Raw genomic sequence first — 14,619 nt, 5'->3', positions numbered from 1 at the left:
CGCAGACTTTATTCATAGACCCGCTGATCCTCGATCACCAAACCATCCTTGGGCAGCGAACCGGGTTCAACAACCTCGATCGCGCCTTTTAGCTTCAGCACTTCGATCACGGATTTGGCATAGGTCATGTCATCTCCGCTGGGGCTTTCAATCTGAACGGTCATTGTGTCCATCTCGCCCTGACGGGCTGCGATGACACGAGCCTTGACGATCTCGGCATGTTTGTCGACCAGCGCGGCCACCTGTTCAGGGCGCACGAACATGCCCTTGATCTTGGTCGTCTGGTCGGCACGACCCATCCAGCCCTTGATCCGCGCATTTGTACGACCGCAGGGCGACTGGCCGGGCAGGATCGCCGACAGATCACCGGTCGCGAACCGGATCAACGGATAATCAGGGTTGAGCGAGGTCACGATCACCTCACCCACTTCACCCTCGGCCACAGGGGTGCCGGTGCCGGGGGTCACGATCTCGACGATGATGTGTTCGTCCAGAATCATCCCCTCCATTGCAGGGCTTTCGTAAGCGATATTGCCCAGATCAGCGGTGGCATAGCATTGCAGGCACGAAATCCCGCGATCCGCATATTCCTGACGCAAGGATGGGAACAGCGCGCCGCCTCCCACAGCAGCCGTAGCGAATTGCAGGTCCACACCCATCTCATCCGCTTTGTCCAGAATGATCTTCAGATAGTCGGGCGTTCCGGCATAAGCGGTGCAACCCACATCACGCGCGGCGGTCACTTGCAGCTCGGTCTGGCCGGTGCCTGCGGGCAACACGGCGGCGCCCACGGCCCGCGCGCCGCTTTCAAATATCATGCCGGCAGGCGTCAGGTGATAGCCGAAACAGTTCTGCACGATATCGCCCGGCCCCACGCCTGCCGCGTGCAGGAACCGACCCATGCGCCACCAATCGGGACCGGTGTTGCCCGGTTCGTAGATCGGACCCGGAGACTGAAACACATGATGGAAATGCCGCGCCGGAGTGACCGTGAACCCGCCGAACGGAGGTCGCTGAGCCTGTGCCTGCGCCAGTTCAGATTTGCGTAGAACCGGCAGTTTGACCAGATCTTCGATGGTTTTCACCGCATCGGTATCCACCCCGGCCAGATGAGCCTGAAACCCCGGCGCGGATTGGGCGCGTTCCAGCTGAACTCGCAACCCTTGCGACTGATCAGCTGCGCGCTGATCGGCTGATCGGGTTTCGAGTGCGTCGTAGTAAGTCATCGCCAGATCCTCCACCCGCTCACAACCACCTCTTGCGGCGGCGGTATGAGCGTACATCTCGGAAACTTTTTCGGCCTTCATCGGACATGCCCAGATAGAACTCTTTCACGTCCGGGTTTTCACGCAACTCATCGGCAGGTCCGTCCATAACGACACGGCCCGATTCCAGAATGTACCCGTAATGGGCGAACCGCAGAGCAACGTTTGTATTCTGTTCGGCCAGCAGGAAGGACACGCCCTCTTTTTCATTGAGATCCTTCACGATGCCGAAAATCTCTTCGACCAATTGCGGGGCCAGCCCCATTGAAGGCTCGTCCAGCAGGATCGTTTCCGGCCGCGACATCAACGCCCGGCCCATGGCAACCATCTGCTGCTCACCGCCCGAGGTATAACCCGCCTGCGACCGGCGCCGTTCAGCCAGACGCGGGAAGTAGGTGTAAACCAGATCAAGGTCTTTCTGGACCGCGGCCTTGCCGTCCTTGCGGGTATAAGCTCCGGTCAAAAGATTTTCCTCGACCGTGAGGTGTTCGAAACAGTGACGGCCCTCCATCACCTGAATCACGCCTTTTTCAACCAGATCCGCCGGATCGCTTTCATGCACGCTTGCGCCGCGATACTTGATCGACCCTTTGGTGACTTCGCCCCGTTCCGAATGCAGCAGGTTCGACACCGCCTTGAGCGTCGTCGTCTTGCCCGCGCCATTACCACCGAGCAGAGCAGTAATACCGCCTTTGGGAACGGTCAGGCTGACACCCTTAAGGACGAGGATCACATGGTTGTAGATCACCTCGATATTGTTGACTTCAAGCAGGGTTTCCGCCTGCACGTCAGTGGTTTGAGCCGCATCCAGCATCAGCGCGTGTCCTCGTGCGAGTGTTGGGGTCGGGACGGCGGTCTGCCGCCGCCCCGGATTTCAGTACGCCGGATCAGCAGCGCGATCCGATGTTGTTTTCCGACGCATAAGCGCTCGAGTCTTCGTCGATCAGAGGACCGATCACGTCGCCATCGGTTGCCTTGAACTCGGAAATCAGGCTCCAGGTTTTGTTGGCCGCATCCCATTGGGTCACACCAACCAGAGCGTCCCCGCCGTGGTTCTCACACGAGACCGAGAATGCCGGACCAAAACCAGGCAGACCCAGTTCGGTCATCTTGGCTTCGTTGATTTCCAGCGCCTCCATACCGTCGCGCATCATCGCAGGGGTGATGTCGGCAGTACCGTGGATTTCCTGCGCTTTCTTGGCAGCTTCGGCCGCAAGCATCGCGGCATAAAGACCACGGTTGTACAGAACCGTACCGACCTGATCGCCAGCGCCGGCAGCTTTACCCGCATCGACGACATGCGTCTTCAGATCGTCAAAGACCGGGAAATCCGTGCCCACGTTGTGGAAGGTCAGCGCCTTATAGCCGTTTGCGGCCTCGCCCGCTGGCAGCACATCGTTTTCAGAACCGGACCACCAGATACCGATGAAGTTTTCCATCGGGTAACGGATGTTGGCAGCTTCCTGAACGGCCACCTGGTTCATGACACCCCAGCCCCACATCAGAACATAATCGGGGCGATCACGGCGGATTTGCAGCCACTGCGATTTCTGTTCCTGACCCGGATGGTCAACCGGCAGGGCGACAAGCTCAAAGCCATGCTTGGCCGAAAGCTCTTCCAACGTGCGGATCGGTTCCTTGCCATAGGCCGAGTTGTGGTAGACCAGAGCAATTTTCTTGCCGCTCAGGTCCCCCCCATTCTCTTCCAGCAGGTAGTTCACCGCGCCCGAGGCACCATCCCAATAGTTTGCAGGATAGTTGAACGTGTGGCTGAACACATCGCCGTTCTTGGCGGACGTACGGCCATAGCCCATCGTGTGCATCGGGATGCCGTCTGCCGTGGTCTTGGGGATCAGCTGATACGTGATACCGGTCGACAGCGGCTGATAGACCAGTGCACCTTCGCCCTTGGTCGATTCATAGCATTCCACACCTTTTTCGGTGTTATACCCTGTCTCGCATTCAATCACCTTCGCCGGAACGCCACCGATCCCGCCGTCACGTTCGTTCAGCAGGGTAAAGTAATCCGCATACCCATCCGCAAACGGAATACCACCCGCCGCGTAAGGTCCGGTACGGTAGCTGAGTGACGGGAATACGAGATCGGCCATAACCGGTCCTGCCGCCATTACGGCGCCCAGCGCCACGGTTGCCAATTTCAATTTCATCGGGTTTCTCCTCCCTTGGTTGGTCCGATGTTGGGTTCGGGCTTTGCACCCGTTATCTGATTGGGCCTGCCCCTAGTGCGGGAACGGCCAGAGTCTGAGTTTCTCTTTGGCGACGCGCCACAACTGCGCCAGCCCATGTGGTTCCAGGATCAGGAACATGATGATCAGCCCACCGACGATCACCAGCTGCAAATGCGCCACGATATCCGTGGGCCAACCCAGCATATCCGCGCCAACCACTTTCAGGACAACCGGCAACAGCACAAGGAATGCCGCCCCCGCAAAGGACCCGAAGATAGAGCCCAATCCGCCGATAATGATCATGAACAGAACCAGGAAAGACTTGGTGATGCCGAACACCTCGCCAACCTCAACCGCGCCGAGGTAGACCGCAAAGAACAACGCGCCCGAGATGCCTACAAAGAATGAGCTGACGGCAAAGGCGGTCAGTTTCGCCTTGAGAGGGTTCACCCCGATGATCTCGGCCGCGATATCCATATCGCGGATCGCCATCCACGTACGCCCGGTAGTGCCGCGTGTCAGGTTGCGTGCGATCACGGCGCAGACGGTCAGAAAGATCAGGCAGAACAGATACGTGGCCCATGCCGGAGCATTCGGTCCAGTGATGATGATCCCGAACACATCGCGTTCCGGTGCGTTGATCTGACCCGAAGCCGAGTAGTTGTAGAACCACGGCACCCGGTTGAACAGCCACACAAGAAAGAACTGCGCGGCCAGCGTCGCCACCGCCAGATAGAACCCCTTGATCCGCAACGATGGAAGACCGAACAGAACGCCGACAATGGCCGTGATACCACCTGCCAGTATGACATGGATAAACATGCTGACATCTGGAAAGGCCGTCATCAGCTTGTAGCAGGCATAAGCCCCCACCGCCATGAAGCCGCCCGTACCAAGGCTGACCTGCCCGCAATACCCAACCAGAATGTTCAAGCCGATTGCCGCGATCGCGTAGATCAGGAACGGCAGCAAAAGCGCGTTTGCCCAGTAATCGTTGATGATGAACGGAATGATCCCGAACGCGACCGCCAGAACCACATAGTACCGATACCGGTCGAATTTGATCGGGAAAGTCTGGCTGTCATCCACATAGGAAACTTTGAAGTCTCCGGCTTCACGATAGAACATGTGTCACTTTCCCCATTGTTCCTGCGCCCGGTTCCGGGCTGCGGCGTCCAGTTGATTGGACCCTTTTGCGTACCCGCTCGCCTCTGACGCGCGCACCAGTTTCATGTAGGCCATGATGCCCGTGACCAGACCGGCAAAGGCAAGGATCGCAGCGACAACCAGTTGGGTTGCGGTCAGATCGTCCGAGGTTACGGCGATATAGCCAAAAGCCCAGAACCCCGACCACGCGATCACATTGATGATGGCAATCATTTTCTGCATCGCTACACCCTCTCGATGATCTTCTCACCGAACAGACCCTGCGGCCGGAATACGAGGAAGATCAGTGCCAGAACATAGGCGAACCAGTTCTCGGTCGCGCCACCGACCATCGGGCCGATTGCGAATTCAAACAGCTTTTCACCCACTCCGATGATCAGCCCGCCCACAATCGCTCCGGGGATCGACGTAAAGCCGCCCAGCATCAGCACCGGCAACGCCTTGAGCGCGATCAGCGACAGCGAGAACTGAACGCCCGACTTGGTGCCCCACATGATCCCGGCGACCAGCGCGACAAACCCCGCAACCGACCAGACCATGATCCAGATGAAGTTCAGCGAGATACCCACCGACAGTGCGGCCTGATGGTCATCCGCCACCGCTCGCATCGCCCGGCCCTGCTTGGTGTATTGGCTGAACACCACCAGCGCGGCCACCAGCAGCGCCGCAATCAAGGTCGCCACGATGTCGAGGTTGTCGATGAAGAAGCCATAGCCAAAGATGTTGAACGTGGTCTCGTCGATCCACAGGTTGATGCCCTGTGGCAAACCCACGTCCAGGGTCTTGATCTCGGACCCCCACATCAGGTCGGCCACGCCTTCAAGCAAATAGGCCAGACCGATGGTCGCCATGAACAGAATGATCGGTTCCTGACCAACCAGATGGCGCATGACGAACCGTTGCACAGCCCAGGCCAGCAGCACCATCACGGCCATGGTCACCAGGATCGCCAGCAACGCCGGGACATTCCACCCGAAATAGTGGACATGCGTCCCGAAGATCGCGTTGATTAGATGCGCGAACGGCACTTGCCCATTCATGATCCCGACAAGGGTCATGGCCGCGAACAGGGCCATAACACCCTGAGCATAATTGAAAATCCCCGAAGCCTTGTAAATAAGCACAAAGCCCAGTGCGACCAGCGCATACAGAACCCCGGCCATCAGGCCATTCAGGATGACCTCCATCGCGAAAATCAGCTGATCAGGCATGTGCGCCCCCTCTCATGTCTGTCAGTTGGTCAGTCATGGCTCACCCCCAGATAGGCGTCGATGACTTCCTGGTTGTTGCGCACCTCGTCCGGTGTGCCGTCCCCGATCTTCTTTCCGTAATCCATCACGACAACCCGGTCGCTTAGATCCATCACCACGCCCATGTCGTGTTCGATCAGGGCGATGGTGGTGCCGAACTCGTCATTCACATCCAGGATAAAGCGGCTCATGTCCTCTTTTTCCTCGACGTTCATGCCTGCCATCGGTTCGTCCAACAGCAACAGCTTGGGTTCGGCCGCCAACGCACGGGCCAGCTCTACGCGTTTTTTCAATCCGTAAGGCAGGCGCGACACCGGAGTTTTCCGGATGTGTTGGATTTCAAGAAAGTCGATGATCTTCTCGACCGCCTCGCGGTTTTCGGTTTCTTCCGCCTCGGCTTTCCCTTTCCACAGCGCCTGCTGGAAAATGTTGGTCTTCATGTAACCCAGCCGCCCTGTCATGACGTTATCCAGAACGCTCATGCCTTCGAACAGGGCAATGTTCTGGAAGGTTCGCGCAATCCCCTGCTGTGCCACCTCAAAAGGCCGCATCGGAGGGCGCTTCGCCCCGTGAAACCAGACCTCACCCTCTTGCGGGACATAGAACCCCGATATCACGTTCAGCATCGAGGACTTCCCCGCGCCGTTCGGGCCGATAATGGCGCGGATCTCACCTTCGCGGATGTCGAACGAGATATCCTTGATCGCGACCACACCACCGAAACGCAGGGTGATATTCTTCATCTCCATCACCACGCCGCCGATCTTGCGGCCATCCTCGGTGACATATCCTTCGGAACTATCCAGCATCAGTCACTCCCTGACTTGCGCAAAAACGGGACGGAGGGCGGGGCGAAGACCGCAGGTCGAGCAGCGCTCGAACGGCCCTCATTCCGCCGCCACCTTGTGCTGTGCCGCCGGTACAACCGCTGCGTCGATGATTTGCAACGTAGCGCTGATCGACCCTTTGCGCCCGTCCTCATAGGTCACTTCGGTCGTCGTCGAGACATTGGGCGAGCCATCATACAGGGCAGCAATAATGTCGTGGAACTTCTCCTCGACGAACCTGCGCCGCACCTTGCGGGTCCGGGTCATCTCACCATCATCGGCGTCCAGTTCCTTGTGCAGAACCACAAAGCGATGCACCTGACAGCCCGACAGCATCTCATCGGCCGCAACCGACTTGTTCACCTCTTCCACATGGGCCTTGATAGTTTCTAACACACGGGGATGGCTGGTCAGTTCCTGATACGACGCATAGGCAACGTTGTTGCGTTCTGCCCAGTTGCCTACCGCCATCAGGTCAATATTGATGAAGGCCACGCAACGATCCTTGCCGTTTCCGAACAGCACAACCTCAAGGATATCAGGATAGAATTTCAACTTGTTCTCGACATATTTAGGCGCAAACATCGATCCGTCGGCCATTTTGCCCACATCCTTGGCGCGGTCGATAATCCGCAGATGGCCGCTGCTTTCCTCGATGAACCCGGCGTCCCCGGTCGCGACCCAGCCCTCGGCATCCTTGGTGGAGGCGGTCGAATCCGGGTTGTTGTAATACTCCACAAACACGCCCGGCGAGCGGTAGTGAATCTCGCCACTGTCATCGACCTTCAGCTCGACCGCGGGTGAGGGCACGCCCACCGTATCGGCGCGCACTTCGCCATCGGGCTGCTGGGTGATGAACACCGTGGCCTCGGTCTGGCCATAAAGCTGTTTGAGGTTGATCCCCAACGAGCGGTAAAAGTCGAAAATCTCGGGCCCGATCGCCTCACCCGCCGTATAGCCCACCCGGAACCGCCCATAGCCCAGCGTATCCTTGAGCGGGCCGTAAACCAGCATATTGCCCAGCGCGTATTTCATCTTGTCGCCAAAACTGACCGGCTTGCCATCCAACAACAGGCCACCGACTTTTTTGGCGTGGGCCATGAAATTATGGAACATCTTCCGCTTCAGGCTGCCCGCGTCCTCCATGCGGATCATCACATTGGTTAGCTGGGTTTCGAAAACGCGCGGTGGGGCGAAGAAATAGGTCGGCCCGATTTCGCGCAGGTCGGTCATCATTGTGTCGGCACTTTCGGGGCAGTTCACGCAGAAGCCGCACCAATAAGCCTGACCGATGGAAAAGATGAAATCGCCCACCCAGGCCATCGGCAGATAAGACAGGATGTCTTCGTTCCGTGTCAGGTGGTCGAACTCAGAGGAATTCTTTGCGCTTTCGATCACGTTACGGTTCGACAGCACCACGCCCTTGGGCTTTCCGGTCGTACCCGAGGTATAAAGCATCACGCAGGTGTCGTCATAGGTGATCGCCGCGATCCGCTTGTCCAGCTCGGTATCGAACCGCGCGTGTCCCGCACCGCCTTCGGCCATAATGTCGTCCAGAGCGTTCATCTGGGAATGGTCGTATTTCCGCATCCCGCGCTTGTCGGTATAAAGGATGTGTTTGACCTGATGCAGGTTTTCCTGAATCTCGATGACCTTGTCGACCTGCTCCTGATCTCCGCAAACGACGTATTTCGCGCCGCAATGTTCCAGCACATAGGCCATCTCTTCGGCGACCGAGTCCTGATACAGAGGCACCGGTACAGCACCCACCATCTGAGCGGCTACCATTGACCAGTAATGCGCCGGGCGGTTTCGCCCGATCACGGCGATATGGTCACCCTTTTCCACGCCGATTTCCAGAAATCCCAGCGCCAGTTTACGGATTTCAGCGGCGGCCTCGGCCCAGGACCAGCATTGCCAGATCCCGAATTCCTTTTCCCGGTAGGCCGGGGAATCCCCGAACTGCGTCGCATTGCGGTGTAGCAGCGCCGGAAGAGAGGTCATCCCTTCAGCGCCCGACTGCGTCTGAGCCAATCTCTTTCTCCTCCCTATCCAACCCCTCCCTTGGGTCGGAAATGGCGGGTCCGGTTCAGACCCGGACACCACTGCCCCTATGACGGGACACGAGGACGATCAGCGGCAAGTTTTGCCTGATGTTTTCTCAATTCTTACGAATTGTAACAGGGGCGAAAGACCATTTCCTGCGTACAATGAGTCCTGATAAGTATATGCGGACTACCGAGTACCCAAAGCACAAATGAACATCAATTTGAAATGAAGCTACTATCGAAACCGGAAAAGTGCTCACTAAAGAAAGCCTTGATTTTAAAGACTGTTTTCTTTGCAATCACTATCTAAGCGTTCGCCACCCAATTGAGTATTGTAGGCTCAATATTTTGGATCACGGTTTCAGCAGTCTTCATTTTCGTCGGTAGCGTTATTTCGCACCGAGTTTTTGGCACTGGCCTTTAACGGCTATGCGAAAAACTTCTTGGTGTTTACTTCTCTGTGGAAAAGCTAATTCTGCTGCCTCACAACCAATCCCTCAGTATCGGAATCAGCGGCACATCCGCCGCGGGCATCGGGTAATTCCGCAACTCATTCGCCCGCACCCACTTCAATGCCTGCCCTTCTTTCGACTGCGGTATCCCCTCCCACTTGCGGCAGGCAAAAAGCGGCATGAGCAAATGAAAATCGTCATAGCTGTGGCTGGCAAAAGTCAGTGGCGCAAGGCACGAGGCCCAGGTGTTGATGCCCAGTTCTTCCTCCAACTCGCGGATCAGGGCGACCTCGGGGGTTTCGCCGGGTTCAACTTTGCCGCCGGGGAATTCCCACAGACCAGCCATGGATTTGCCTTCCGGGCGCTGCGCCAGCAGCACCCTGCCTTCAACGTCAATCAGGGCGACAGCAGACACTAATACTGTCTTCATGAACGATAATCCGCGTTGATCTCGATGTAGCCATGGGTCAGATCGCAGGTCCAAACGGTGGATGCGCCCTCGCCCAGCCCCAGATCGACAGCGATCACCAGATCCTGACCTTTCATATAAGCGGCCGCGTCTTCCTCGCGGTAGTCAGGGCTAACCCAGCCTTGCTCGGCCACCAGAATATCGCCGAAAGAAATACTCAGCAGGTCGCGGTCGGCGGCGGCACCGGATTTCCCGATGGCCATGACCACGCGGCCCCAATTGGGGTCTTCGCCCGCAATCGCCGTTTTCACCAGCGGTGAGTTGGCAATCGCCAGCCCATGCACCTTGGCATCCGCGTCCGAGGCCGCGCCGGTCACACGGATTTCCACGAATTTCGTGGCCCCTTCGCCGTCGCGCACCACCTGCTGTGCAAGGTCCAGCATCACAGCCTCAAGCACCTGCGCAAAACTCGCGTTGCCAGTGGCATCCACACCCGAGGCCCCGGTTGCACATAACAATAGGGTATCCGAGGTCGAGGTATCGCTGTCCACGGTAATGCAGTTGAAGGTACGATCCGTCTGCGTGCCCAGCATCGACTGCAGCGCCGATTGCTCGACCAAGGCGTCGGTGAAGATGTAAACCAACATCGTCGCCATATCCGGCGCGATCATACCAGAACCCTTGGCGATCCCCGCAATAGAGACTGTTTTTCCATCAATCTCAACCTGCGCCGAGGCCCCCTTGGGGAAGGTGTCGGTGGTCATGATCGCCCGCGCAGCATCCTCGATCGCGTGGCGGCTGAGGCCCGATTTCAACGCTTCAAGCTGGGCGGTGATCTTGTCATGGGGCAGCGGCTCACCGATCACGCCAGTTGACGAGGTGAATACCCGTTCCACCGCAACACCAGTGGCTTTGGACACGGCTTGCGTCAGCTCGGCCACAGATGTCTGGCCGTGATGCCCGGTGAACGCATTGGCATTGCCTGAATTCACAAGGATCGCCGCCGGGCCATCGCTGGCCCAGCCGATTTTGTCCTGACAATCCAATACGGGTGCCGCGCGGGTGGCCGAGCGCGTGAACACCCCCGCCACCGAGGTACCGGGATCCAGCACCGCCAGCATCACATCGGTCCGGCCCTGATAGCGCACGCCCGCTTCAACCGTGGCAAAGCGCACCCCGTCAATCGCGGGCAGTTCAGGAAACGCCGCCGGAGCCAGCGGCGAAACTTTGGTGATCGTCGCCACGGTCGCTTACTCCTGAATCAACTCAATCTGGCGAACGACGTCGGGGCTTACCCCTTCCAGTTCGGGCCGCTCGATCTGTGCTGCCTCAGTCAATTCTTCGATACGGGCCTGAATCGCTTCGTTTTGAACCGTCTGTGTCAGTTCATCGCGAATAGCGTCCAGCTCCGGGGCTTCGGATTTGCGTCTGTCATTCAATGTCACGACGTGCCAGCCGAACTGGGTTTGCACCGGGTCGGAAACCTGACCTTGCTCCAGTTCCAGAACAGCGGCCTCAAACTCGGGCACCATCTGGCCTTTGCCAAACCATCCCAGTGAACCGCCATTGGGTCCGGACGGGCCTGTCGATTTCTCTTTGGCAAGTTCAGCAAAATCCGCGCCGTCATCAAGCTGGGTCTTGATTTCCTTTGCCTCGTCTTCCGTCGCCACAAGGATGTGGCTGGCGTTGAATTCATCCTCGCCCTCAAACTGCGCGTACTGCGCGTCGTAGGCAGATTGGATGGCTTCCTCGGTAACCGCATCCTCGACCAACGCATTCACGGTCTGAACTGCCAGCAACGACCGGGTCTCATTCGCCAGCGCAAGGGCGTTCAATTTCGTCAGCGCTTCCTGCTGCTGTCCCAGCAATTGCTGCTGAACCAGTTGCTCGATGATGAAGTCGTACAGAACATCGTCTTCAATCTGCTGATAGTTGGGCGGCAGGGTCGCAACAGTGGCGATGACATGGCCCAAAGTGATCTCGTCCCCGTTCACGCGGGCAACAACCGTACTGGCATCAGGCTGTGTTTCGGCGGCCAGCGGCAGGGCCATCATGGCAGTCAGGGCCAGAGATGGCAGAAAAGTGAAGCCTTTGGGCATTGAATCATCCTATTTCTTTGCCACGACGGGGCGCAGCGTTGACACTCAGGAACCTGCCGCTTACATCGCTTTGAAGCCTTGGACAGGGCCGCCTTTCACCCCCCGTATCTATGGGTTGCGCGCAAGGTGGGCAAGCCTGTCGCAACCAAGACAAGAACAGATCCGCTGGAGTGAACATGCTGGGACTCGGAACGCTCGCCAAAAAGGTGTTCGGAACACCGAACGACCGCAAGATCAAGGCGACCCGCCCGCTGATCGAACAGATCAATGCGCTGGAGCCCGAGTTCGAGAAATTGTCCGATGAAGGTCTGATCGAAAAGACCGCCGAGCTGCGCAAACGCGCGCTGGACGGCGAAAGTCTTGACGCCCTTCTACCCGAAGCCTTTGCCAATGTCCGCGAAGGGGCCAAGCGCGCCTTGGGTCTGCGCGCCTTTGACGTGCAGTTGATGGGCGGGGCCTTCCTGCATCAGGGCAACATCTCGGAAATGAAAACGGGTGAGGGCAAGACGCTGGTCGCCACTTTCCCCGCTTATCTGAACGCACTGACCGGCAAGGGCGTTCATGTTGTTACGGTGAACGAATACCTGGCCAAGCGCGACTCGGAATGGATGGGCAAGGTGTTCGGCGCTGTCGGCATGACCACTGGTGTTATCTGGTCGGGCCAGCCCGATGCCGAGAAAAAAGCCGCCTATGCCTGTGACGTGACCTACGCCACCAACAACGAACTGGGCTTTGACTATCTGCGCGACAACATGAAGGCCGATCTGGCCGAGATTTATCAAGTCCACCACAATTTTGCGATCGTGGACGAGGTTGACTCGATCCTGATTGACGAGGCTCGGACGCCGCTGATCATCTCGGGCCCGTCACAGGATCGGTCCGAGCTTTATACCACGATTGATGCGCTGATCCCGTCCTTGCAGGACGACCATTTCTCGTTGGACGAAAAATCCCGCAGCGTGACCTTTACGGATGAGGGCAACGAGTTCCTCGAGCAGCAACTGATCGCCGGCGGACTGATCCCCGAAGGCCATTCGCTATATGATCCTGAAAGCACCACGGTTGTTCACCATGTGAATCAGGGCCTGCGCGCGCACAAGCTGTTCACGCGCGACAAGGATTACATCGTGCGTGATGGCAACGTAGTTCTGATCGACGAATTCACCGGCCGTATGATGCCGGGCCGCCGTCTATCGGAAGGTCTGCATCAGGCCATCGAAGCCAAGGAAGGTGTGCCTATTCAGCCGGAAAACGTGACGCTGGCCAGCGTGACCTTCCAGAACTATTTCCGTCTGTATGACAAGCTGGGCGGTATGACCGGCACCGCGTTGACAGAGGCCGAAGAATTTCAGGAAATTTACGGTCTGGGCGTGGTCGAAGTTCCGACCAACAAGCCGATTGCCCGCGCGGATGAAGACGACCAGGTTTATCGCACCGCTGGAGAAAAATACGGCGCGATGATCCAGGAAACAAAGGAAGCGCAGGAACGCGGGCAGCCCGTCCTTCTGGGCACCACCTCGATCGAAAAGTCTGAACTTCTGAGCCAGATGCTGACGAAGGAAGGTGTCGAGCACAACGTCCTGAACGCGCGCCAGCACGAGCAAGAGGCGCAGATCGTCGCCGATGCAGGCCGGTTCGGTGCCGTCACCATCGCCACCAACATGGCGGGCCGCGGCACCGACATTCAGCTTGGCGGCAATGTCGAGATGAAGGTCCTGCAGGCGTTGGCTGAAAATCCCGAGGCCGACCCAGCCGAGCTTCGCTCTGCCGAGGAATCCCGCCACGCAGAAGAGAAAGATAAGGTTCTGGCTGCAGGTGGTCTTTATGTCATGGCGTCCGAACGCCACGAAAGCCGCCGCATCGACAACCAGTTGCGCGGCCGTTCCGGCCGACAGGGTGATCCGGGCCGCACCGTGTTCTACCTGAGCCTTGAGGATGACCTGATGCGCATCTTCGGGTCGGAACGTCTGGATAAGGTCTTGCACACGCTGGGCATGAAGGAAGGCGAGGCAATCATTCACCCTTGGGTGAACAAATCGCTGGAACGCGCGCAGTCCAAGGTCGAAGGGCGCAACTTCGACATGCGCAAGAACGTCCTGAAATTCGACGACGTCATGAACGATCAGCGTAAGGTGGTCTTTAGCCAGCGGCGCGAGATCATGTCGTCGGATGACCTGTCCGAAATCGTGTCGGATATGCGGGAACAGGTGATTGACGACCTAATCGACGAATACATGCCGCCGAAATCCTACGCCGATCAGTGGGACACCGAGGGTCTTCATGAGGCGGTCAAAGACAAGCTGACCATCGACGCCCCCGTGCAGGACTGGGCAGCCGAAGAAGGCGTAGATGACGAACAGGTGCGCGAACGCCTGATCAATGCCTCGGACGAGATGATGGCCCAAAAAGCTGCAGCCTTTGGCCCCGAGAACATGCGCAACATCGAAAAGCAGGTGTTGCTGAACACGATCGACAGCAAGTGGCGCGAGCATCTTCTGACGCTGGAGCATCTGCGCTCGGTCGTGGGATTCCGCGGTTACGCCCAGCGTGACCCGCTGAACGAATACAAGAACGAAAGCTTCCAGTTATTCGAAGGCATGTTGGACAGTCTGCGGGAAACTGTAACCCAGCAATTGTCGCGCGTCCGACCGCTTACCGACGAAGAACAGCGCGAGATGTTGGCGCAAATGCAGGCGCAGCAGGCACAGGCGCAACAAGCCGTCGATCAGGCGGTGGATCAGGCCGAAGCAGAGGCCGAGGCAGAAGCCTCGGGTGATGCGCGCCCCGGCTTTGTCGAAGATGACCCTAGCACATGGGGCAACCCGTCGCGCAACGACAGATGCCCGTGCGGATCAGGGAAAAAGTTCAAGCATTGCCACGGTCGTCTGACCTGACGCCGACGTAATTCAGACA

The 14,619-nt window shown here is 58.0% G+C and carries 12 protein-coding genes; 1 reads left to right on the top strand and 11 read right to left on the bottom strand.

The window, feature by feature from the left end:
• Window positions 1–8 precede the first annotated feature (8 nt).
• The 11 genes from GOX73_RS06435 to GOX73_RS06385 form a co-directional block, all read right to left on the bottom strand.
• Window positions 9–1,226, bottom strand: coding sequence for a phenylacetate--CoA ligase family protein (locus tag GOX73_RS06435; protein ID WP_171123905.1), 1,218 nt, complete (start codon window positions 1,224–1,226; stop codon window positions 9–11).
• A 19-nt stretch (window positions 1,227–1,245) separates the two neighbouring features.
• Window positions 1,246–2,079, bottom strand: a complete 834-nt coding sequence (locus GOX73_RS06430; protein WP_171123903.1) for an ABC transporter ATP-binding protein — start codon at window positions 2,077–2,079, stop codon at window positions 1,246–1,248.
• 73 nt (window positions 2,080–2,152) lie between these two features.
• Window positions 2,153–3,433: an ABC transporter substrate-binding protein gene (locus GOX73_RS06425; RefSeq protein ID WP_171123900.1), complete on the bottom strand. Its 1,281-nt coding sequence runs from the start codon at window positions 3,431–3,433 to the stop codon at window positions 2,153–2,155.
• A 72-nt stretch (window positions 3,434–3,505) separates the two neighbouring features.
• Window positions 3,506–4,582, bottom strand: a complete 1,077-nt coding sequence (locus GOX73_RS06420; RefSeq protein ID WP_171123898.1) for a branched-chain amino acid ABC transporter permease — start codon at window positions 4,580–4,582, stop codon at window positions 3,506–3,508.
• A 3-nt stretch (window positions 4,583–4,585) separates the two neighbouring features.
• Window positions 4,586–4,843 (bottom strand): hypothetical protein, encoded by a 258-nt coding sequence (locus GOX73_RS06415; RefSeq protein WP_171123896.1) that lies wholly within the window; start codon window positions 4,841–4,843, stop codon window positions 4,586–4,588.
• A 2-nt stretch (window positions 4,844–4,845) separates the two neighbouring features.
• Window positions 4,846–5,832, bottom strand: a complete 987-nt coding sequence (locus tag GOX73_RS06410; protein ID WP_171123894.1) for a branched-chain amino acid ABC transporter permease — start codon at window positions 5,830–5,832, stop codon at window positions 4,846–4,848.
• A 29-nt stretch (window positions 5,833–5,861) separates the two neighbouring features.
• Window positions 5,862–6,680 carry an ABC transporter ATP-binding protein gene (locus GOX73_RS06405; protein ID WP_171123892.1) on the bottom strand — a complete coding sequence of 273 codons (819 nt, stop codon included), beginning with the start codon at window positions 6,678–6,680 and terminating at the stop codon, window positions 5,862–5,864.
• Window positions 6,681–6,758: 78 nt separating this feature from the next.
• Window positions 6,759–8,702: an AMP-binding protein gene (locus GOX73_RS06400; RefSeq protein WP_171124286.1), complete on the bottom strand. Its 1,944-nt coding sequence runs from the start codon at window positions 8,700–8,702 to the stop codon at window positions 6,759–6,761.
• Window positions 8,703–9,229: 527 nt separating this feature from the next.
• A complete protein-coding gene (gene mutT / locus GOX73_RS06395) occupies window positions 9,230–9,628 on the bottom strand; it encodes an 8-oxo-dGTP diphosphatase MutT (RefSeq protein ID WP_171123890.1) in 399 nt (132 codons plus the stop codon).
• Window positions 9,625–10,851, bottom strand: a complete 1,227-nt coding sequence (argJ, locus tag GOX73_RS06390; RefSeq protein WP_171123888.1) for a bifunctional glutamate N-acetyltransferase/amino-acid acetyltransferase ArgJ — start codon at window positions 10,849–10,851, stop codon at window positions 9,625–9,627. The genes mutT and argJ overlap by 4 nt, the downstream gene beginning before the upstream one ends.
• A gap of 6 nt (window positions 10,852–10,857) precedes the next feature.
• Window positions 10,858–11,706: a peptidylprolyl isomerase gene (locus tag GOX73_RS06385; RefSeq protein WP_171123886.1), complete on the bottom strand. Its 849-nt coding sequence runs from the start codon at window positions 11,704–11,706 to the stop codon at window positions 10,858–10,860.
• A 176-nt stretch (window positions 11,707–11,882) separates the two neighbouring features.
• On the opposite strand from GOX73_RS06385, the gene secA reads away from it, so the two are divergent.
• The gene (secA, locus tag GOX73_RS06380) at window positions 11,883–14,600 is read left to right on the top strand and encodes a preprotein translocase subunit SecA (protein ID WP_171123884.1); all 2,718 of its coding nucleotides are present in this window, start codon (window positions 11,883–11,885) and stop codon (window positions 14,598–14,600) included.
• The last annotated feature ends 19 nt before the right edge of the window (window positions 14,601–14,619 follow it).

The sequence above is a fragment of the Ruegeria sp. HKCCD7221 genome, assembly GCF_013031225.1.
In the GTDB taxonomy this organism is placed as follows: domain Bacteria; phylum Pseudomonadota; class Alphaproteobacteria; order Rhodobacterales; family Rhodobacteraceae; genus Ruegeria.
Note: the sequence above shows the minus strand (reverse complement) of the source record. Positions and strands in the feature narration are given on the sequence as shown.